Here is a 19,204-nt window from a genome sequence, read left to right as displayed (position 1 = left end):
TACGTGTCCCCACCTGCTGATACCAGTTCGGGGGGGCGGGGATACTTGCTCATGCGTGAATTGGCGCGTTTGGGCCTTCGATGCGTGATCTTGACATCCGATTCCAATCAGTTGGCACAGGTGCCTCGCTTGACGCAATCCGTATTTCGTCAGGAAGTCGAGGGCATGACGCTGTGCTGGATCCGAACGATGAAATATTCGGCGGCCAAGTCGATGCGGCGGATACTGAGTTGGCTCGATTTCGAGTTCCGGCTGTGGCGTATGCCCAAATCGTCATTGCCGAAGCCAGACGCGATCGTGGTCTCCAGTTTGTCCCTGCTGACGATTCTGAATGGTTTCTGGCTACGCTGGAAGTACCGATGCAGGCTTGTCTTGGAAATAAGGGATATCTGGCCGTTGACCATTACGGAAGAGGGTGGCTTCAGCCGTTGGAATCCCATGGTGCTGGGTCTGGGGATGATAGAGAGGCTGGGATACCGCTACGCGGATGAGGTGGTGGGGACGATGCCCAATCTTGGCGAGCACGTACGCAATGTGCTGGGTTATCCCCGTGTCGTTCATTGCATCCCCATGGGCGTGGATGAGGCTTCCCTGGCGAATCCCTCCCCTTTGCCTCGAGAGTACATTGAGACTCATCTGCCTGGGGGCAAATTCATCGTTGCGCATGCGGGAACGATCGGGATTACCAATGCACTGGATGTGTTCATGGAGTGCGCGCAATCCCTCCAGGATCACCCGGACGTTCGCTTCGTGGTCGTGGGGGATGGTGATCTCCGGGCCTACTACCAAGAAAAGTATGCGCACGTGCGCAACCTGATTTTTGCGCCCAGGGTGTCCAAGCAGCAGGTCCAGTCCGTATTGTCCCGCTGCAGCCTGCTGTATTTTTCGGTGCATCCTTCCAGGGTCTGGCGCTACGGTCAATCTTTGAACAAGGTGATTGACTATATGCTTGCCGGCAAGCCCGTCGTGGCATCCTATACGGGCTATCCATCGATGATCGACGAGGCCGGTTGCGGCTGTTATGTCCCCGCTGGAGATGTGGAGGCGCTCCGTCTAGAGATCCTGCGCTATGCGGCCATGCCGGCCGATCAGCGGCGCGCTGTGGGTCAAAAAGGCCGGGACTGGATCCTGCGGTATCGGCGGTATCCTGTGCTTGCCACCCGGTATTTGGATATCCTGTTCCCACGTGTATGCCAGGTGGCGGAGGCCGACGGAGCGGGCCAGGGAGCTGAATCGTGAAGCGGCTGCTGGATGTCGTCGGTGCGCTGGTTGGGCTTGCGCTTTTTTCCCCTTTGCTGGTGATTGTCGCATTTTGGGTCCGCAGGGATTTGGGAACCCCCGTATTGTTCCGCCAGACGCGTCCAGGCTTGCATGGCAGGCCTTTCCAGATGTTGAAATTCCGCTCCATGCGAGATTCTCTCGGACACGATGGGCGACTTCTGCCCGATGAGCAGCGATTGACGCGTTTTGGTCGCTGGCTGCGGGCCAGCAGCCTGGATGAGCTTCCGGAATTGTGGAATGTTCTGAGAGGCGACATGAGCTTGGTGGGGCCGCGCCCGCTGCTGACGGAGTATCTGGAGTTGTATACGCCCGAGCAGGCGCGTCGTCATGAGGTGCGCCCTGGGGTTACGGGTTGGGCGCAAGTCAACGGGCGTAATGCGATTACTTGGAATGAAAAATTCGCCTTGGATGTCTGGTACGTTGATCATCGGTCTTTGATGCTGGATATGAGAATCCTGTGGCTGACAGTAAAGCGCGTCTTCAAACGTGATGGAATCAGTGCGCCGGGTGAGGCCACGATGACAAAATTTACAGGTGATTCATGCCGCGAAGATTGACGATCCTAGGTGCCAGCGGTCACGGCAAGGTCGTTGCCGAGACGGCGTTGGCGTCGGATTGGGCAGAGGTCGAGTTTTATGACCGGGCCTGGCCGGACAAACAACGAGTCGGCCGCTGGGTGATTGCGGGCGATGATGCGGCGTTGTGGGCAGGTCTGGTTTACAAAGACGGTGTGGTCGTTGCCATCGGGGATAATCGGACGCGGCTCGTGCTGCTGGAGCGGCTGAGGCAGGCCGGGGCTCAACTGGTCTCTATCGTGCATCCCATGGCCTGCATATCGGGGTCGGCCGAATTGGGAGAGGGGACAGTGGTAATGGCGGGAGCCATCGTCAACGCGGATGCTGTTGTGGGCGAGGGCGGCATCTTGAACACTGGCTGCAGCGTGGACCACGATTGCATACTGGGTGAGGCTGTTCACATCAGCCCAGGCGCGCGTCTCGCGGGCGACGTGCATGTCGGTGATCAAGCCTGGATCGGGATTGGCGCGTCGGTGCGTCAGGGTGTGCGTATCGGCTCCGGAGTCATTGTGGGGGCTGGCGCTGTGGTGGTGTCCGATGTCGCGGATGGCCTGACGGTGGTCGGCGTGCCGGCCAAGTCCATGCCTGCCGTCCGGGATTGATTACGCCAAAACATGCATTTGTAGCCGTCTTACAATGCCTTACTCCCGACTTGCTGGATACTGCCGTGCTGAATACCCGTTTTCCTCCCTGGCCTTCATTCACCGCTGAAGAGGCCGACGCCGCCCGCGATGTGATCCTGTCCAACCGGGTGAACTATTGGACTGGCCAGGAATGCCGCGAGTTCGAACGTGAATTCGCCGCCTGGACGGGGACGCGCCATGCGATTGCCCTGGCGAACGGCACGGTGGCGCTGGATTTGGCGCTGCGGGGGCTGGGTATCGGCGCGGGGGACGAGGTCATCGTGACGCCCCGCACATTCCTGGCCTCGGCGTCCTGTATCGTCAATGCGGGGGCCGTCCCCGTGTTCGCCGACGTCGATCCCGATTCGCAGAACATCACGGCTGACACGATCCGTGCCGTGCTGACGCCGCGCACGCGGGCGGTGATCTGTGTGCACCTGGCGGGCTGGCCTTGCGACATGGATCCCATCATGGACCTGGCGCGGGAACGGAACCTGTTCGTGATCGAGGACTGTGCCCAGGCGCATGGCGCCCGCTACAAGGGGCGCCCGGTGGGTTCCATCGGTCATGTGGGCGCCTGGTCGTTCTGCCAGGACAAGATCATGACCACGGGCGGCGAAGGCGGCATGGTCACGACCGACGACACGGCCCTGTGGAAACGCATGTGGGCGTACAAGGACCATGGCAAGTCCTGGGATGCGGTTTATGAACGGCAGCACCCGCCCGGCTACCGCTGGCTGCATGAATCGTTCGGCACCAACTGGCGCATGATCGAGGTTCAGGCCGCCATCGGGCGTATTCAGCTACGGCGCATGGCGGATTGGCAGGCGATGCGCCTGCGGCATGCCCGGCGGATCTGGGACTGTGCCCGGATGTTGCCTGGTCTGCGCGTGCCTGATGTGCCGGAGTCTATCGACCACGCGGCCTACAAATGCTATGTATTCCTGGACTTGGATGCCTTGTCGCCTGGATGGACGCGGGAATGCATCATGCAGGCCATCGTGGATCAGGGGGTGCCGGTGTATTCGGGATCCTGTTCCGAGATCTATCTGGAAAAGGCATTCGACGGCACGGCTTTCCGCCCGGCGCAGCGCCTGCCGGTGGCCCGCGCGTTGGGTGACACCAGCCTGATGTTCCTGGTGCATCCGACGCTGCAGGACGAGCATATCGACCGGACGTGCGAAGTGTTGGGCGCCGTGATGGCGCGGGCGACGGCGTGAGGGCCGTCGCATGATCAATATCCGGTCTTTTCTGGTATTTGCCTTTGATCTGGCGGCGGTGCTGGTTGCTTGGATCGGGGCGTTCATGCTGCGCTTCAACCTGGAATGGCCGCAGGCCTTTCATACGGAGATTTTCTACGGAGCCCTGATCCTGATGGTCGTGCAATTGGCGGCATGCCGCTGGGCGGGCTTGTATCGGGGGATGTGGAGTTTCGCCAGTCTGCCGGATTTGCGCCGTTTGATCCGGGCGGTGGGGGTGTCGGTGATCGCCGTGCTGGCGCTGGCTGTATTCGGCAAGGCCTGGCTGTTGATTCCTCGCTCGATCGTGCTGCTCTATCCCTTGCTGTTGATCATGTGCATGGGCGGAGGACGCATCGCTTGGCGTTTGTGGAAGGAGTCCCGGCTGGCGCCGGTGTCCGATGCCGAGCGCAAACCCGTGGTGATTGTCGGGGCCGGCACGGCTGGCGCCATGTTGCTGCGTGAGCTGGCGCGCAGCCCTGACTGGAAAGTCGTGGCGTTGGTGGACGATGACAGGCACAAGCGCGGCCTGGAATTGAGCGGCTGTCGGGTGGAGGGCTCGACGGCTGATCTGCCTGCCGTCCTGCAGCGGCATGGGGCGCGGCATGTGATCCTGGCGATGCCTTCTGCGTCGGCCGAGGCGCTGCAGGCCGTGACGCGGCTGGCGACGCAGGCGGGTGCGGCCCTGTTCACCATCCCGGGTCTGGCGGAATTGATGAGCGGACGCGTCGCCATCAATATGATGCGGCCGGTGAAGATCGAGGATTTGCTGGGCCGGGAATCGGTACGGATCGACAACGACAACGTGCGGGCCATGCTGACCGGCAAGCGCATTCTGGTGACGGGCGCCGGTGGGTCGATCGGCAGTGAATTGTGCCGCCAGTTGTCCCGCTTCGAGCCGGCCTGTATCGTGCTGCTGGAATCCAGCGAGTTCGCCCTGTACATGATCGAGCAGTGGTTTGGCGAACATAGACCAGAGGTATCCATCGTGCGCCTGGCGGGCGATGTGAAGGACGAATCCCGCATGGCCCAGGTCTTCGTGGAACATCGTCCCCAGGTGGTATTCCATGCGGCGGCCTACAAGCATGTGCCATTGATGGAGGTCGGCAATGCCTGGCAGGCGGTGCGCAACAACGTGTTGGGCACCCTGGTGGTGGCGCGCGCGGCGCGGGATGCGGGCGCGGAACGCTTTGTACTGATTTCCACCGACAAGGCCGTCAACCCCACCAATGTGATGGGGGCGACCAAGCGGGTGGCCGAGATGGTCTGCGAGGTGTTGCAGAACGGCCCCGGCACGACGCGTTTTCATGTCGTGCGTTTCGGCAATGTCCTGGGCAGCACGGGCAGCGTGATTCCGAAATTCCAGGCCCAGATCGCGCATGGCGGGCCGGTGACTGTGACGCACCCCGAGATCAACCGCTATTTCATGTCCATCCCCGAGGCGGCGCAGCTCGTGCTGCAGGCCGCCGCGATGGGACAGGGTGGCGAGATCTTCGTCCTGGACATGGGGGCGCCGGTCAAGATCGTCGATCTGGCGCGCAACATGATCCGACTGTCGGGTTTCACCGAGGACGAGATCCATATCGAATTCACCGGTCTGCGTCCCGGGGAAAAGCTGTACGAGGAATTGCTGGCCGATGCGGAGGAAACCTTGCCGACTCCGCATGAGAAATTACGGATCGCGCGTTCGCGAGCGGTGCCGGAGGCGTTTTACGAGGGCGTGCAGGGTTGGCTGGCCCGAGGGCCGCAAGAGGATGCGGATGTCCGGGCGGGGTTGAAGCAGTGGGTGCCGGAGTATGAGCCTAGGGGGTGAGATATTTGTCTAGTCCACATCTGATGCTGTACATGCTAGGCTGGTGAGGTCGTGCTTTTCCCGAGACTTCTCCCATGGCCAACGATCTGATCCAGCGGATGCAGAATCACCTTGACGCAATGGCACAGGTGATTCCCAGCGAGAACATCGAGTTCTGGTATGCCCGCGATCTGCAGGAACCCTTAGGGTACGCGCGTTGGGAGAACTTCCTGACCGCCATCAGACGCGCTATAGAGGCTTGTGAATCAACAGGTTACAGTGTGGGCGATCATTTTCGTGACGTCACGAAAATGATCGCGATCGGGAAAGGAGGGCAGCGTGAGGTAGATGACTTCATGCTCACCCGCTATGCCTGCTACCTGATCGCGATGAACGGTGACCCTCGTAAGGAGGCGATCGCGTTTGCTCAGAGCTACTTCGCCACGCAGACTCGCAAGCAGGAACTGATCGAGGAACGCATGCGCTTGCATGCTCGCCTGGATGCCCGCGACCGCCTGCGTGAATCAGAAAAATCCCTGTCCCAGAACATCTACGAGCGTGGTGTGGATGATGCTGGCTTTGGCCGTATCCGCTCCAGGGGTGATACCGCGCTGTTCGGCGGCAATAGTACCCAGAAAATGAAAGATCGCCTGGGTGTTGCTCCGGCCCGCCCACTGGCCGATTTCCTGCCAACTCTCACCATCGCGGCCAAGAATCTGGCTACCGAGATGACTAACCACAATGTGCAGCAGGCGGATCTGCGCGGAGAGGTCAGAATCACCGACGAGCATGTGCAAAACAATCTCAGCGTACGCGGCATGCTCGGGCAACGAGGCATCCAGCCAGAGCATCTGCCTGCGGAAGAAGACATCAAGAAGCTGGAGCGGCGAGTGAAATCCGACGAAAGAAAGCTCGAGCAGCGCTCCGGAAAATTGCCGGGCAAAGAAACTGGCTGACGTAAGCCGCCTCGACTGACGAGTGCGAAAACGTCCCCGTGCGGCTGCGGGGGTGATCTCCTCCCCCCCCCCCGTACTTCATCTAATAATCCCTAACCATTCGTATAGTCTTTCACTGCTAACCTGATGCCTTGGGCATCCAGACAGCCAGGGGAGAGTTTTTTGGGACGAGTGGTGATGAGCGACAGACTTCCTGTCGCATTATTGACGGCGTCCCTGGTCCTGATGGTGTCGGGCAGCCTGCGGGATCTCGTGTCTCCTCTGGGGTATTGGGGCGCATGGGGGCTGTGGGCCGTGGTGACGTTGATCGTCACGCGCCGCGCCCAGGGAACCCGCACCCAAACCCGGCCGCCCGGCTGGGTAATGGCCTCTTACGCCATCCTGATCGTCGGGATGCTGCTCTCGGCCGCTTTCAACCGCGATGGGGTGTCCGCTTATCAGGCGGTCAAGATCGGCGTGGTTGCGCTCATGTTCATGGTGATGTGGCGTCTGGCCGTGCGGCTCGATGGGCGGCGGCTGGTCGGGGCGATGGGCTGGGCAGTCGTGGTGCTGCTCGTCAGTTTCGCTGTGTCCAAGGTCTGGAACCCAACCGGGCAGGCTCTGATCGACGGTCCTCGTGAAGGCAGCTTTCTGGCGGTGTACGGGGTGCTGTGGAAGGCTGGTGCCTTCTTTCTGCCGGTTTTCCTCGCGGATGCGGTCAATACTCCGGCCTCCTGGGCCAGGAACGGCCTGATGATCGCCGCCTGTGTGTTCCTGGTGCTGATCGACGGCAGCCGGACGGGACTATTGCTGTTGGGGGCGACTGCCGTGGGCTTTGTCGCCTTTCTGTGCTGGTGTGGCGACTGGGGGTTGTGGCGCCGACGGTTCCGGTGGCTTTGGGTAGCGCTGGCCCTGCTACTGTCCCTGCAATTGCTCGATACAGGAGCGAACATGGGGGTGGGCAGGTTCTGGTCCGCGGGCGCTTCGGCGAGTGGGTCGCAGGCGGACGCCGCTACGGTGGCGGTCGAGCCGGTGCGCGTCCTGGAAGGGGCCCTGAATCGAACCTTCGAAACCCGCATTGGTGCCGGAGACCCGGCGCGCATCAAGCTGCTGCAGGCCAGTCTGGAGCAGGTCGTGGCTTGTGCGCCGCTGGGTTGCGGTTTCGGAGCGACAGGAACGGATATCGGTACTGGAGCGTGGATGGTGGTCCATAACGCGTATCTGGCTGCGCTTGGGGATTTCGGCGTACTGGGGCTGGTGGGCATGCTGGGCTTCCTGATGGCGGCATGGCTGCCGATCTGGCAGGTGCTGCGTCGAGGCGCAAAGGACGCGCAGGCCTGTTTCGTCGTGGCCGCCGCAGGCTCTGCGTTGGCCTACGGGATGTCGCTGATGCTCAATACCTTCACGACCGAGATGTCGGAATGGGGCTACCTGATTCTCATGCTGGCGTTTGCGTGGGCCCCGGCCGAGAGTGGCTGATGGCGGAGGATTCCATCCGGGGGCGGGTTGCCCGCAATGCGGGCGCGCTGTACGTCGTCCAGCTCGTCTCCTTTCTTGTTCCGATATTTGAAATCCCCATCCTGGCGCGCGCGCTGGGGCCGGTAGCCTATGGCCAGATCCTGTTCTGCCAGGCGCTGGCGCTGACGGCGTCTCTGCTGGTCGAATACGGTTTCAACATCAACGCGGCCCAGCAGGCGGCGCTGGCGCGCGGGCGATTGCCCGGATTGAATCGCCTGTTTTCCCAGGTGCTGCTGGCCAAGATCCTGTTGGCGGCGCCCCTGGCTGGCCTGATGCTGGCGGCCTGGAGCCTGGGCTTGCTGGATGCCTATCTGAGCGGGCCGGCACTCCTGGGATTCGTGCTGGCCTATTTCCTGGCGTTCGGCTTCAGCCCCATGTGGTATTTCCAGGGGCGGGAGCGGATGTCGGGGCCCGCGATGCTGGACGTGGTTCTGCGTCTGTGCGGTCTGGGTGTGTTGGCGGTCCTGGTGCGTACGCCGGATGATTTTCTGCTGGCCCTGCCGGTCCTGGCGATTCCTCCATTGCTGAATACCTGCCTGACGTTGGGCTGGTGCCGGTTCGAAGTCGGCTCGGTGGCCTGGGATTTCAAGGGTGCCCGCCGCCAGATTCGCGAGGGCTTCCATTTTTTCGTCTACCGCAGCGCCAGCAATCTGGCGATGTCGGCCATTCCCGTCTTTCTGGGCCTGAGCTCGGGCAAGCGGGCAGTGGGTGAATTTGCCCCACCCGAAAAATTGATCAAGGGGATGACCAGCCTGGCCATGCCGTTCCTGTCCGCGGCGTTCCCGGTCTTTTCCCAGCGCCTGGAGGCGGGTGGCGAAGCGGTGTCGTTCCGGGCGCCCCTTGCGGTGCTGGCGGTGATCGCGGTGCTGGTATCGGTGGGCACGGGACTGGCGATCGTGATCGGTCCGTGGGTGCTGGATGCGATGCTGGGTTCCAGCTTCGGTGGGGCTTTGTCGATCTATTACGTGTTGACCGGCCTGGCACCCCTGCGCATCCTCAACCAGAGCATCGCGATGATGCTGCTGATACCGGCTGGCAGGGCCAAGCCGACCAGCTATGTCATTTCTGCATTTTCCATCCTGGGTGTTCTCTGCGGCACGGGGCTGTCCGTTCTCTATGGGGGATTGGGCATGGCGGCGGGCTTGGTGGGCGTCGAGACGGCGTTGCTGGCGGTCATGGTTGGGATGTCGGCGGTCCTGGTGCGCCGGAGCGCGGCGTGTGGTGGAGGGGATCGATGAGAGCCTTGCTGGTTGTGACCGGGTTGCAACTGGGTGGCGCGGAACGCCAAGTGGTCGATCTCGCCGATCGCCTGGCGGCTCGGGGGCATGCGGTGGCCATCGCCTATCTGACGGGCGATGTCGCGGTGCGTCCCGGAGCGGCGGTAGAACTGTATCCGCTGGGTTTCAGCAAGACGCCGCGTGGCGTGTTGCGGGGCTGCGGGCGCCTGGGCCGCCTGGTCCGCGAGTGGCGGCCGGATGTGGTGCACAGCCATATGGTGCATGCGAACCTGGTCGCCCGTATCGTGCGGCTGATCGTACCCATGCGCCGTCTGATCTGCACGGCGCACAGCCCGGCCGAGGGAGGCCGGACCGTGATGCTGGCCTATCGCCTGACGGATCGACTGGCGGACCTTTCGACTCATGTCAGCCGCGCGGCGGTCGAGACCTTCGAGCGGGCGGGAGCGGTGCCCAGGGGGCGGATGCTGCCGGTGCTCAATGGCGTCGATTTGCGGTCGTTCTCCAATACGCCCGAACTCCGGGCGCAATCCCGGTGCCGGGTAGGCCCGAGGCCTGGCATGCGCCTGCTTCTGTCGGTGGGACGGCTGGCTGAAGAAAAGAATCATGCAGGCCTGCTGCGCGCCTTTGTGCGTCTGGGGGAGCAATGTCCGGACGTCGATTTGTGGATCGCGGGGGATGGTCCCCTGCGCCAGGCGCTGGAACGGCTGCGGTCTACCCTGGGGCTGGATGATCGGGTCGTCTTCCTGGGGGCAAGAGAGGACGTGCCCGATCTGATGCGTGCCGCCGACGTGTTCGTGCTGTCCTCGCGCTTCGAGGGATTCGGGCTGGTGGTGGCCGAGGCGATGGCATCCGGAACGCCGGTCGTGGCCACTGACGCGGGCGGGGTGGCCGAGGTTCTGAATGGCGCGGGAATCCTGGTTTCTGCTGGAGACGAGGCTGCGCTGGCGCGTGGCCTGGCCCAGGCCCTCATGATGGATTCCGCGAGCGCGGCGGAGATGGCGGCGGCGGCACGGCGGCGGGCCGAGGATCGATTCGACATCGAGCGTGTCGTCGATACGTGGCTGGAACTTTATCGGGGGAAAATCGCATGCTGACCATTCTGACGCCGACTTACAACCGCCGGCATACGTTGCCGCGGCTGTATGAAAGCCTGCGCGGACAGAGCCGGCTGGATTTCGAATGGCTGATCGTCGATGACGGGAGCTCGGACGATACGCAGTCGTGGGCCCATGCCCTGCGGGCCGGGGCGGGGTTCCCCGTCACGGTGCTGAGGCAGGAAAACGGTGGCAAGCACGTGGCCCTCAATACCGGCGTCCGCGCGGCGCGGGGGGATTGGATTTTCATCGTTGACAGCGACGATCTGCTGACGGAGGATGCCGTCGAGCGCGTGATGGGCGCGTTGTCCGCTGCCATGGGCGCGCCGCGATTCGTCGCCGGCGTATGTTTTCGCCGGGCGGATATGGAGAGGCGCTTGCTGGGCCTGGATTGCGAAGGCTTGCCGTCGCCTTTCGTGGGGACGCCCAGTCAGGTGGGACGTATGGTGCGGGGTGACCTGGCCTATGTGTTTCGTCGGGAGATCATGGCCGGACTGCCTTTCCCCGTCATCCCCGGTGAGAAATTCGTGCCGGAACTCTACATCTGGAACCAGATCGGCGACCGGGGAGCGATCTGGTTCTACCTGGACCGGGCGATCTATTTGTGTGAATACCTGGACGATGGCTATACCCGGAATTTCCGGGCGCATCTGCGGCGCAACCCCGAAGGGTTCCTGCTGTTCTATGCGGCGCAGGTCGGTAGGGAACAGCGCTGGACGGACAAGTTGAAGGCGGGCATTCGCAGCGTGCAGTGTCTGGCCTATTGCGCGGCAAAGGCTGCGGCCGGGCGCGGGCGTTCTCCGACATGACGTGCCTCGCCATCATTTCCCACCATGCGGTGGATCTGTTGAAGTTCCGGGGGCATCTGATCCGTGACCTGGCTGCGTCCGGAGTGCGGGTGCGCTGCCTGGCGCCGGACTACGATGCGGCGACGCGCGCGGAACTGACCGCGCTGGGCGCGGTCCCCATCGACTACCGGTTGCAGCGCACAGGCATGAATCCTTTGCGCGACCTGATGGACGTCGCCCGATTGATCCAGATCCTGCGGCGCCTGGCGCCGGATGTCGTGTTCGCATTCTCCACCAAGCCGATGGTCTACGGAACCCTGGCGGCCTGGCTGGCCGGGGTTCCCAGGCGCGTGGCCATGGTCGAGGGCGCTGGCTATGTGTTCACGGCCTCGGACGGGCGTGATGCGTGGACCCGCCGCGCTTTGCGCCTCGTGGTCGAAGTTCTGTACCGTATGGCGCTGGGGCGGGCCCATAGGGTGATTTTCCTGAACCCCGATGACCAGCGGGAGTTCGTCGAGTGGGGCCTGGTGGCGCGGGCGCGGTCGGCCCTGCTGGGCGGGATTGGCGTTGACCTGCAGGCCTGGCGGGAAGCGCCGCCGGTCGTTGAGCCGATGTGTTTCCTGCTGGTGGGGCGGTTGCTGCGCGAGAAGGGAATCGTGGAATACGCCGCTGCGGCTCGATGGGTCAAGGAGCGGTATCCTCGGACGAGATTCGTGCTCCTGGGCGGCCTGGATTCCAATCCTGGCGGCTTGAGCCGGGCTCAGGTCCAGGCCTGGGTGGATGAGGATCTGCTGGAGTGGCCGGGGTATGTGCCTGTGCGGCCCTGGCTGGAACGCGCCAGTGTGTTCGTCCTGCCCTCGTATCGCGAGGGTGTTCCGCTGAGCACCCAGGAGGCAATGGCGATGGGGCGGCCAGTGATCACCACCGACGTGCCCGGTTGCCGTGAGACGGTCCGCGACGGGGTCAATGGGTATCTCGTACCGGCGCGCGATGCGGCCGCCCTGGCGAAAGCCATGCTGCGATTCCTGGATGATCCCGGACGGGTCGCGTCCATGGGGCGGGCCAGCCGCCGGATGGCCGAGTCGTGTTTCGATGTGCGAAAGATCAACCAGAAGTTATCGGCCTGGCTGCTGGAATGAGTGAAGAAGCGTGAGTCCTCGGAATGCTCCGGGGGGCTTCATTGACGGCACAGTGTGGTTTGGCCGGTTTCGATTGATGCAGTGCGCTAAATGCACTGGACATATTCCGAGGGAATCTGATTAGAAATAAAGGAACCTCTTACATTATCCAGCCGGGGATTCACTAGGATGTGGGTGGATCGCTTGGAGGCTTCATCTTGTAAATGGTTCATCGCGGATTTTTCTTATCGTTTCTGCTTGCGTTCGGCCTGCTTTTGGCCGCGCTGGGAAGTTTGCGGGATATTGCGACGCCTTTGGGATACTGGGGGCTGTGGGGTATCTGGGCGCTTGCTGTGATGGGTGCCACGTGGCCGGTCCCCGCGCCGGGAGCGGGTCGGCCAATGCCGCCCGCGTGGGTGTGGGGTTCGTGCGCAGTGCTGGTTCTGGGTATGGTGCTGTCGGCCGCGGTCAATCACAGCGCCATTTCCCTGCACCATGCAATCAAGATCGCAGTCATCGGCATGTGCTTCTGCGTTGCCTGGCGACTGGTCGGCGGCCTTGGATGGCGTGAAAGGGTCTTGATGCTGCGCTGGGTCGTGGCGGCGGTGGTTCTGGTGTTCTTCGCCTCCAAGGCGGCGCCGTACGGGTATTACATCGATCTGGGTTCGGCGGGTCGCGAAGGCAGCTTTCTGGCCTGGCCTGGGGTGATCTGGAAGGTCGGGGCATTTTTCATGCCGCTGTTCCTGGCGGACATGCTGATCCGGCCACGGGATTGGCTGGCCAATGGCCTGGCGATTGCGGCGTGTGTCTTCCTGGTCGTGATCGACGGCACGCGCACGGGTGCTCTGGTGATTGGACTGATGGTTCTTGTTTTTGGGGGGCTTCTGGCCTGGCGTCGGGACTGGTTCTTCTTGTCCAGGGCACGGCCGGCGATGGCGGTGTGCGTGCCAGCCTTGTTTGGATTGCTGCTGTTCAGCACGGGCATAGGCTACCTGAGCCATGGGTCGGACGCCGCGTCTTCCTCTCCCGAAATGGTTAAGGCCGGCGGGGCTTTCATGGGAAAGGCAGAGGCGCTGGTGGAGACCGCGGTCGATCCGATCACTACGACTCGCCTGGGCAACGGCGACCCTGAGCGGATCCGGCTGCTGCAAAACGGGTTCGAGCGTGCGGTGGAGTGCCTGCCTTTGGGCTGCGGATTTGGCTCCACCTCCATGGATCCGGGCTATGGCGTCGTCATGCAGGTTCACAATGCATACCTGAGCGCCTTGGCCGATTTCGGCGTGCTGGGCCTCGCGGGCATGCTGGGATTCATCGGTGCGGCGGTCTTGCCGATCAGAAAGGTCCTGCGTCGAGGCGCGCGACATGCCGAGGAAACATATTTCGTCGCGGCTTCGGCGGGTGCGGCCCTGGCCTATCTGGGCACCCTGATGCTGCATACCTTTTCGACCGAGATGTCGGAATGGGGCTATCTGATCATGATGCTGGCGTTTGCCTGGCTGCCGGCGATGCAGGGCAGCCGGGTCGCCGGGCCGGATGCCGATGGGCAGCAGGCCTTGGGCTGCTATGAGCGGCGCCATTCCCGCTGGTACGAGTACGTCCTGCTGGGAGGGCCGTTTCAGATCGTCGCGGGGTTGATGGTGGTGGCCGTCCTGCCATCCATTCTGATATGGGGCATGCCTTTCTGGCGGCATATGGACCCGGCCAGGATCAACACCCTGATTGCCGTCGGTCTGTCGTTCCTTGTGGTCACCCTGACCTTGCGCCGTCTGGGGCAGTTTTCGGGCGGCGCGATCATCGCCCACATTGCACCGGTCGTGACAGCGGTATTCCTGGTGGCGTTCGCGGTCCTGTTCTTCAGCCGGAGTGCTTACTCCAGGCCGATCCTGTTGTTGGCATATGCCGCAGCCCTGGCCTGGTGCTATGCCGCTTATTTCATCGGTGGAAAGTACCGGAGGCTGAAGTTGGCGGTGGTGCCCTTGGGCGAGACGTGGGCCATTCGTCCTCAGCATAATCTGGAGGTTCGGCGGCTCGCGGAGCCCGACTTGAATGGGGTGCGATACGACGCGGTGGTCGCCGACCTGGAGGCCAAGGGCATGGATCCTGACTGGGAGCGGTTTCTGGCCCAGTGCATTCTTTCGCATATCCCCGTGTTTCACGTCCGCCAGATGCGGGAAAACCTGACCGGGCGGGTCGAGATCGAGCATTTATCCGAGAACGACGTGGGCGCGCTCCTGCCGTCTCCGCTGTATTCCATATGCAAGCGGCTGATCGACATCGCAGGTGTTCTGATCCTGGTTCCGGTGGCTGTGCCCCTGATGCTCTTGACGGCCCTTGCCGTTCGCCTGGATAGCCCCGGCCCCGTCTTGTTCGTCCAGAGCCGCGTCGGCCTGGGAGGGCGTGATTTCCGTATCTACAAATTTCGCAGCATGCGCATCGATGCGGAATCGGACGGCGCGCGCCTGGCCAGCGAGGATGATGACCGTATCACGCGCGTGGGACGTGTCATCCGCAACACCCGTCTGGACGAACTGCCCCAGCTATGGAACGTGCTGAAGGGCGACATGAGCCTGATCGGCCCCCGGCCGGAACAGCGCGAGTTCGTGGACCGGTTCGACGCCGAGATCCCCTTTTATATCTACCGTCACGTCGTGCGTCCCGGCATCACCGGCTGGGCCCAGGTGATGCAGGGCTACGCCGGGGACGCCGACGAGACGCGGGTCAAGATCCAGCACGATTTCTACTACATCAAGCATTTCTCGCTGTGGCTGGACATCCTGATCGTGTTCAAGACGGTGCGGATCGTGCTGACAGGGTGGGGGGCGCGGTAGGGGGGGGGCCGGGCGCCGTGACATATTCGTCGAATTGGGTAGACTGTTGCTGAAAGAGGCGCTCCCCATGTACGAATCCCGCAACGCCCCCTTGCTGCCCACCGCGCATTTCCGCCGTCGCCTGGCCTGGCACGTCGGCTATGCCCTGCTGCTGGTCGCCGTCACGCTGTGCATAGGGGTGCTCGGCCATAGGTTCCTCGGTGGCCACGACTGGCACGATGCCCTGATGAACGCGGCTTTCATCATCGGTGGCATTGGTACCTACGCGATGCCGGAGTCGTCGGGCGGCAAGATCTTTTCCGCCGTCTACGGCTTCTTCGTCGGCTTGGTGGTGATGGCGGCCCTGGGCGTCGTGCTGGCGCCGATCGCCCATCGCATCATGCACAAGTTCCATCTGGACGAGGCGGACGATTGAGGCCCGCGAGGGCGATCGGGCGCTGCTTGTTCGTGCCGCTCGGGCACACTGATTGCACGGGGCCCAGGGGCGGGCGCTGCTGCTGTCCGGACAGCGGCGGGAAGCGCTATCCGGGGAGATGAAGGTGCCGGGCTCAGGCGTTTGACCGCCGTCAATACCGCCCCACTTTCCCCGCCCGGGCCGCTTGAATTCCGGTCGGAGAAAACCCATATTGAAAGCATGGGCGGGATGGTGTATGTCCGTGCGCCGTCCGCGCCTTTTCCTATGGTTGACCGCATTGTGAGGTTCGATATGGCAAATCATCTGACACGTTTCAATCCGTTCGGGGATCTGGCGGGTTTCGAGAGCCTGCGGGGGATCGACGACTTCTTCAATCGTTTCCCGCTGACTTCGGCCCTGTCCGGCCGCGGCGACGAGCCGCGCCTGAACATCGATGTGACCGAGACGGAACAGGCCTATGCCGTCAAGGCCGAGGTTCCTGGCGCCCGCAAGGAAGACGTCAAGGTCTCGATCGAGGGCAATGTGGTGTCGATCCGGGTGGAAAAGACCCGGGAAGACGTGGAGAAGGAAGGCGAGACGGTGCTGCGCCGCGAACGCTATCACGGCGTGCAGATGCGCCGCTTCAGCCTGGGCCACGACATCGACGTGGCCGGGGCGTCCGCCCGCTGCGCGGACGGCGTGCTGGAACTGACGCTGCCCAAGAAGGAGAGCAGCCAGGGCGCCCGGCAGCTGGACATCCAGTAGGCGGCGATCTTCCGGGAAGGGGCGGGGCGGCTTGCGGGCCGCGCCGCCCCTTTTTCGTCTCCCGGTAGAATATCCGCTTCATTCCTCAACCACTGGACGTGCGACATGCGCCTCATCATTGCCCTGCTGCTGCCCTGGCTGGCGTTCTTCACCATCGGCCGCCCCTTCTCGGGGGTGATCTGCCTGATCCTGCAGCTGACGCTGATCGGCTGGATTCCGGCGGCGATCTGGGCGGTCTACGCGCTCAGCCAGTACAACACCGACAAGAAGATCGAAAAGGCGATGGGCGGCCGTGCTTGAATCCCCGCGGGTCGGGGGCGCCGCGCCCCCGGGCGATCCCGAGGCCTGGCGGACGCTGGTGGCGGCGCTGGGCCTCCAGCCCCATCCCGAAGGCGGCTATTACCGCGAGGTCTTCCGTTCCGGTCTGCGAGTGCCGTTCCAGGGGACGCCGCGCAGCGCCGGGACGTCCATCTACTACCTGCTGGCGCAGGGCGCCTGCTCGGCCTGGCACCGGATCGACGCGGACGAGACCTGGTATTTCCATGCGGGCGGGCCGCTGGCGCTGCATGTGCTGTCGCCCGATGGCGGGCTCGTCACGCATCGGCTGGGGGACCCCTTGCGCCATGCCGGCGCGGTCTTCCAGGCGGTGGTGGACGCGGGCCGCTGGTTCGCGGCCGAACTGGTCCATCCCGGTGATTTCGCCCTGGTGGGGTGCGCGGTGGCGCCGGGCTTCGAGTTCTCCGGCTTCCAGCTGGCCGATGAGTCGGACCTGGCGCCGGCGATCCGCCGCCATGGCGACTGGATCGGACGGCTGTTGAAATAGGCGGCTGCCGGCACGGTTCCGGGTCCATCCGCTTGAAGTGTCAAATTTTGATAAAAGCGCAGCCGCGGACGCGGGGCCTGGATCGCTTGCGATATAGTGTCCGGGCAAGGACGGGCGTGGACCGCGCCTGCCCGGAAAACCAGAAACCGGAGACGAATCCATGAGCGGCGATTACATCCTCAAGCGCAGCGGCGAACATTTCATGTTCAACCTCAGGTCCGGCAATCACCAGGTGATCCTGACCAGCCAGCGGTACGCGTCCAAGGCGTCCGCCCAGCAGGGCATCGAATCGGTGCGCAAGAACGCCGCCGACGATGCCCGCTACCGCCGCCTGACGGCCAAGGACGGGTCCCATTATTTCAGCTTGGCCGCCGCCAATGGCGAAGTCATCGGCAGCAGCGAGATGTACACCACCGCCGCCGCCCGCGACAAGGGCATCGATTCGGTCAAGGCCAACGGCCCGGCCGGCGTGGTGAAGGACGAAACCTGACTCACGCTTGCCTGTCGTCCGGCCCGTGCGCCGGCGGCACGGCCTGCCCGCTCAGCCGTTCGTAGTTGTCCCGCAAGAGCAGGCCCGCGTAGTACACGTGCTCGCGCATCAGTTGTTCGGCGCGCGCGCCGTCGCGCTCGATGACGGCGGCGACGATGCGGTGGTGGTCATTGTGGGACCGCAGGATCACGCCGTGGTCGTCCCACAGCATGATCCGGTCCGAGGCGAACGGCGCCGTCTGCGCCTGGGTGGCGAATCGCGTGACCCAGGAATTTTCCGCCGCTTTCAGCAGTGTCTCGTGCAGCGTGATGTTCATCTGCTGATAGGGCTGGTGGTCCTCGGGCAGCAGCACGCCCTTGGCCAGGATCGTGTCGCCCTCGGCCAGGCAGGCCTTGAGCCGGCTGATGTCCAGGCCGGACAGGCCCTGGTGGGCCGCGCGCCGGCAGGCCAGGCCTTCGAGCACGGCGCGCACTTCGTAGGCGCCGATGATGTCCTCGTACTGGTAGACGCGCACCGAGTAGCCGCGCTTGGGCAGGTGCTCCAGCAGCCCCTCGTTGCCCAGGTTGGCGAGCGCCGCGCGGATGGGGGTGCGCGAGACCCCGAGCTTTTCGGCCAGGGGGATTTCCTCCAGGCGTTCCCCCGGGGCCAGGATGCCTTGCAGGATCCAGTTGCGCAGGGTCTCGGTGACGTGCTCGGCCAGGGTATTCATAAGGACATTGTATACATAGACCAGAAAAAGTGATGAAAGCAGAAGGGGAATACAGCCGAATTTAGGTGGAAACCCGGATGACTATCTGCTTTCCATGTATGCATAATAAACCTAGATCAAGAATTTTCCCTGATTTGCCCTGTGATCATCAGGGGAAATCAGGAAAATTCGGTTGTTATGTATACATGAAAGGTGAGGCATGGCGGGACATTCGGATGCGGGACAGCGCAGGATCGCTCTGGTAACGGGAGCGGGCGGGGGAATCGGGACGCGGATCTGCCATCGCCTGGCCGGCGACGGCTACCGGGTGGTGGCATGCGACCTGGACGCGGACCGGGCGGCGGCGGCGATCCGGGGGCTGGAGGGCGGGCACGAATGGCGCGCGTTCGACGTCAGCGACGAAGCCAGGGTCGAGCGGGCCTTCGACGAGATCGAGGCCGGGCTGGGGCCAGTCGCCACCGTGGTGTCCGCCGCCGGCCTGCTGCTGTTCCAGCCCGACGGCCAGCGCCCGCTGATCAAGTCCACGCCGCTGGACACCTGGGAGCGCAGCTTCGCCGTGAACGCGCGCGGGGTCTTCCTGTGCGCGCGCGCCTACATCCGTCACCGTGAAAGCCGGCCGGTCCGGGACGGCCGCTTCATCACGTTCAGTTCGGTGGCCGCGCAACTGGGGGGCTACCGCTCCAGCGCGTCCTACATCGCGGCCAAGTCCGCCGTGCTGGGGCTGACCAAGGCCATGGCCCGCGAAGTGTCGCGCATGGGCATCACGGTCAACAGTGTGTCCCCGGGGCTGATCGACACCGACATGCTGCGCAGCACGGTGGGCAGCAGCGGCGCCCTGCGGGACGCGGCCGAGGCCATCCCGCTGGGGCGGATCGGCACCCCCGACGACGTGGCGGACGCGGTCGGTTTCCTGGCCTCGCCGCGGTCGGGCTACATCACGGGCAGCGTCATCGACGTCAATGGCGGCTATCGCATGCAGTAGGCCGGGCCTGCAC

The 19,204-nt window shown here is 63.5% G+C and carries 19 protein-coding genes; 18 read left to right on the top strand and 1 reads right to left on the bottom strand.

Annotated elements, in window-relative coordinates:
- Positions 1 to 51 precede the first annotated feature (51 nt).
- From ACFO27_RS09160 to ACFO27_RS09080, 17 genes are all read left to right on the top strand, one after another.
- Positions 52 to 1,239, top strand: a complete 1,188-nt coding sequence (locus tag ACFO27_RS09160) for a glycosyltransferase family 4 protein (protein ID WP_376817072.1) — start codon at positions 52 to 54, stop codon at positions 1,237 to 1,239.
- Positions 1,233 to 1,838 (top strand): sugar transferase, encoded by a 606-nt coding sequence (locus ACFO27_RS09155; RefSeq protein WP_376817182.1) that lies wholly within the window; start codon positions 1,233 to 1,235, stop codon positions 1,836 to 1,838. Before ACFO27_RS09160 ends, ACFO27_RS09155 begins: the two co-directional genes overlap by 7 nt.
- Positions 1,823 to 2,458: an acetyltransferase gene (locus tag ACFO27_RS09150; protein ID WP_376817071.1), complete on the top strand. Its 636-nt coding sequence runs from the start codon at positions 1,823 to 1,825 to the stop codon at positions 2,456 to 2,458. The genes ACFO27_RS09155 and ACFO27_RS09150 overlap by 16 nt, the downstream gene beginning before the upstream one ends.
- A gap of 65 nt (positions 2,459 to 2,523) precedes the next feature.
- The gene (locus ACFO27_RS09145; RefSeq protein ID WP_376817181.1) at positions 2,524 to 3,699 is read left to right on the top strand and encodes a DegT/DnrJ/EryC1/StrS family aminotransferase; all 1,176 of its coding nucleotides are present in this window, start codon (positions 2,524 to 2,526) and stop codon (positions 3,697 to 3,699) included.
- A gap of 10 nt (positions 3,700 to 3,709) precedes the next feature.
- Positions 3,710 to 5,530: a polysaccharide biosynthesis protein gene (locus ACFO27_RS09140; protein WP_376817070.1), complete on the top strand. Its 1,821-nt coding sequence runs from the start codon at positions 3,710 to 3,712 to the stop codon at positions 5,528 to 5,530.
- Between the two features lie 74 nt (positions 5,531 to 5,604).
- Complete coding sequence (gene dinD / locus ACFO27_RS09135) at positions 5,605 to 6,465, top strand: DNA damage-inducible protein D (RefSeq protein WP_376817069.1); 861 nt, start codon at positions 5,605 to 5,607, stop codon at positions 6,463 to 6,465.
- Positions 6,466 to 6,642: 177 nt separating this feature from the next.
- Complete coding sequence (locus ACFO27_RS09130) at positions 6,643 to 7,923, top strand: hypothetical protein (protein WP_376817068.1); 1,281 nt, start codon at positions 6,643 to 6,645, stop codon at positions 7,921 to 7,923.
- Complete coding sequence (locus tag ACFO27_RS09125; protein WP_376817067.1) at positions 7,923 to 9,200, top strand: oligosaccharide flippase family protein; 1,278 nt, start codon at positions 7,923 to 7,925, stop codon at positions 9,198 to 9,200. The genes ACFO27_RS09130 and ACFO27_RS09125 overlap by 1 nt, the downstream gene beginning before the upstream one ends.
- On the top strand, positions 9,197 to 10,294 hold the full coding sequence (locus tag ACFO27_RS09120) for a glycosyltransferase (RefSeq protein WP_376817066.1): 1,098 nt from the start codon (positions 9,197 to 9,199) through the stop codon (positions 10,292 to 10,294). The genes ACFO27_RS09125 and ACFO27_RS09120 overlap by 4 nt, the downstream gene beginning before the upstream one ends.
- Entirely contained in the window at positions 10,288 to 11,103 is an 816-nt protein-coding gene (locus ACFO27_RS09115; protein WP_376817065.1) for a glycosyltransferase family 2 protein, read from the top strand. The genes ACFO27_RS09120 and ACFO27_RS09115 overlap by 7 nt, the downstream gene beginning before the upstream one ends.
- Positions 11,100 to 12,221, top strand: a complete 1,122-nt coding sequence (locus ACFO27_RS09110; protein WP_376817064.1) for a glycosyltransferase family 4 protein — start codon at positions 11,100 to 11,102, stop codon at positions 12,219 to 12,221. Before ACFO27_RS09115 ends, ACFO27_RS09110 begins: the two co-directional genes overlap by 4 nt.
- A 203-nt stretch (positions 12,222 to 12,424) precedes the next feature.
- Positions 12,425 to 15,028 (top strand): exopolysaccharide biosynthesis polyprenyl glycosylphosphotransferase, encoded by a 2,604-nt coding sequence (locus tag ACFO27_RS09105; RefSeq protein WP_376817063.1) that lies wholly within the window; start codon positions 12,425 to 12,427, stop codon positions 15,026 to 15,028.
- A gap of 67 nt (positions 15,029 to 15,095) precedes the next feature.
- Positions 15,096 to 15,443, top strand: a complete 348-nt coding sequence (locus tag ACFO27_RS09100; protein WP_323024146.1) for a two pore domain potassium channel family protein — start codon at positions 15,096 to 15,098, stop codon at positions 15,441 to 15,443.
- Between the two features lie 291 nt (positions 15,444 to 15,734).
- Positions 15,735 to 16,187, top strand: coding sequence for an Hsp20/alpha crystallin family protein (locus tag ACFO27_RS09095; RefSeq protein ID WP_323024147.1), 453 nt, complete (start codon positions 15,735 to 15,737; stop codon positions 16,185 to 16,187).
- Between the two features lie 105 nt (positions 16,188 to 16,292).
- Positions 16,293 to 16,487, top strand: coding sequence for a YqaE/Pmp3 family membrane protein (locus ACFO27_RS09090; protein WP_376817062.1), 195 nt, complete (start codon positions 16,293 to 16,295; stop codon positions 16,485 to 16,487).
- Entirely contained in the window at positions 16,480 to 17,010 is a 531-nt protein-coding gene (locus tag ACFO27_RS09085) for a cupin domain-containing protein (RefSeq protein WP_376817061.1), read from the top strand. Before ACFO27_RS09090 ends, ACFO27_RS09085 begins: the two co-directional genes overlap by 8 nt.
- Before the next feature lie 160 nt (positions 17,011 to 17,170).
- Positions 17,171 to 17,500 carry a YegP family protein gene (locus tag ACFO27_RS09080; RefSeq protein WP_323024149.1) on the top strand — a complete coding sequence of 110 codons (330 nt, stop codon included), beginning with the start codon at positions 17,171 to 17,173 and terminating at the stop codon, positions 17,498 to 17,500.
- Position 17,501: 1 nt separating this feature from the next.
- On the opposite strand, the gene ACFO27_RS09075 is transcribed toward ACFO27_RS09080, so the two are convergent.
- A complete protein-coding gene (locus ACFO27_RS09075) occupies positions 17,502 to 18,209 on the bottom strand; it encodes a GntR family transcriptional regulator (protein WP_376817060.1) in 708 nt (235 codons plus the stop codon).
- A gap of 199 nt (positions 18,210 to 18,408) precedes the next feature.
- Here ACFO27_RS09075 and ACFO27_RS09070 point away from each other — a divergent pair, with 199 nt between their 5' ends.
- Positions 18,409 to 19,191, top strand: a complete 783-nt coding sequence (locus ACFO27_RS09070; protein WP_376817059.1) for an SDR family NAD(P)-dependent oxidoreductase — start codon at positions 18,409 to 18,411, stop codon at positions 19,189 to 19,191.
- Positions 19,192 to 19,204: the final 13 nt, after the last annotated feature.

Source organism: Castellaniella denitrificans (genome assembly GCF_042653765.1).
GTDB classification, from domain to species: domain Bacteria; phylum Pseudomonadota; class Gammaproteobacteria; order Burkholderiales; family Burkholderiaceae_B; genus Castellaniella; species Castellaniella denitrificans.
Note: the sequence above shows the minus strand (reverse complement) of the source record. Positions and strands in the feature narration are given on the sequence as shown.

What these genes read in the sequence shown, in the direction of transcription:
- ACFO27_RS09160 (WP_376817072.1), top strand. Translation starts at nt 52, where the DNA reads ATGCGTGAATTGGCGCGTTTGGGCCTTCGATGCGTGATCTTGACATCC.
- ACFO27_RS09150 (WP_376817071.1), top strand. Translation starts at nt 1,823, where the DNA reads ATGCCGCGAAGATTGACGATCCTAGGTGCCAGCGGTCACGGCAAGGTC.
- ACFO27_RS09140 (WP_376817070.1), top strand. Translation starts at nt 3,710, where the DNA reads ATGATCAATATCCGGTCTTTTCTGGTATTTGCCTTTGATCTGGCGGCG.
- dinD (WP_376817069.1), top strand. Translation starts at nt 5,605, where the DNA reads ATGGCCAACGATCTGATCCAGCGGATGCAGAATCACCTTGACGCAATG.
- ACFO27_RS09130 (WP_376817068.1), top strand. Translation starts at nt 6,643, where the DNA reads ATGAGCGACAGACTTCCTGTCGCATTATTGACGGCGTCCCTGGTCCTG.
- ACFO27_RS09125 (WP_376817067.1), top strand. Translation starts at nt 7,923, where the DNA reads ATGGCGGAGGATTCCATCCGGGGGCGGGTTGCCCGCAATGCGGGCGCG.
- ACFO27_RS09120 (WP_376817066.1), top strand. Translation starts at nt 9,197, where the DNA reads ATGAGAGCCTTGCTGGTTGTGACCGGGTTGCAACTGGGTGGCGCGGAA.
- ACFO27_RS09115 (WP_376817065.1), top strand. Translation starts at nt 10,288, where the DNA reads ATGCTGACCATTCTGACGCCGACTTACAACCGCCGGCATACGTTGCCG.
- ACFO27_RS09110 (WP_376817064.1), top strand. Translation starts at nt 11,100, where the DNA reads ATGACGTGCCTCGCCATCATTTCCCACCATGCGGTGGATCTGTTGAAG.
- ACFO27_RS09105 (WP_376817063.1), top strand. Translation starts at nt 12,425, where the DNA reads ATGGTTCATCGCGGATTTTTCTTATCGTTTCTGCTTGCGTTCGGCCTG.
- ACFO27_RS09100 (WP_323024146.1), top strand. Translation starts at nt 15,096, where the DNA reads ATGTACGAATCCCGCAACGCCCCCTTGCTGCCCACCGCGCATTTCCGC.
- ACFO27_RS09095 (WP_323024147.1), top strand. Translation starts at nt 15,735, where the DNA reads ATGGCAAATCATCTGACACGTTTCAATCCGTTCGGGGATCTGGCGGGT.
- ACFO27_RS09090 (WP_376817062.1), top strand. Translation starts at nt 16,293, where the DNA reads ATGCGCCTCATCATTGCCCTGCTGCTGCCCTGGCTGGCGTTCTTCACC.
- ACFO27_RS09080 (WP_323024149.1), top strand. Translation starts at nt 17,171, where the DNA reads ATGAGCGGCGATTACATCCTCAAGCGCAGCGGCGAACATTTCATGTTC.
- ACFO27_RS09075 (WP_376817060.1), bottom strand. Translation starts at nt 18,209, where the DNA reads ATGAATACCCTGGCCGAGCACGTCACCGAGACCCTGCGCAACTGGATC.
- ACFO27_RS09070 (WP_376817059.1), top strand. Translation starts at nt 18,409, where the DNA reads ATGGCGGGACATTCGGATGCGGGACAGCGCAGGATCGCTCTGGTAACG.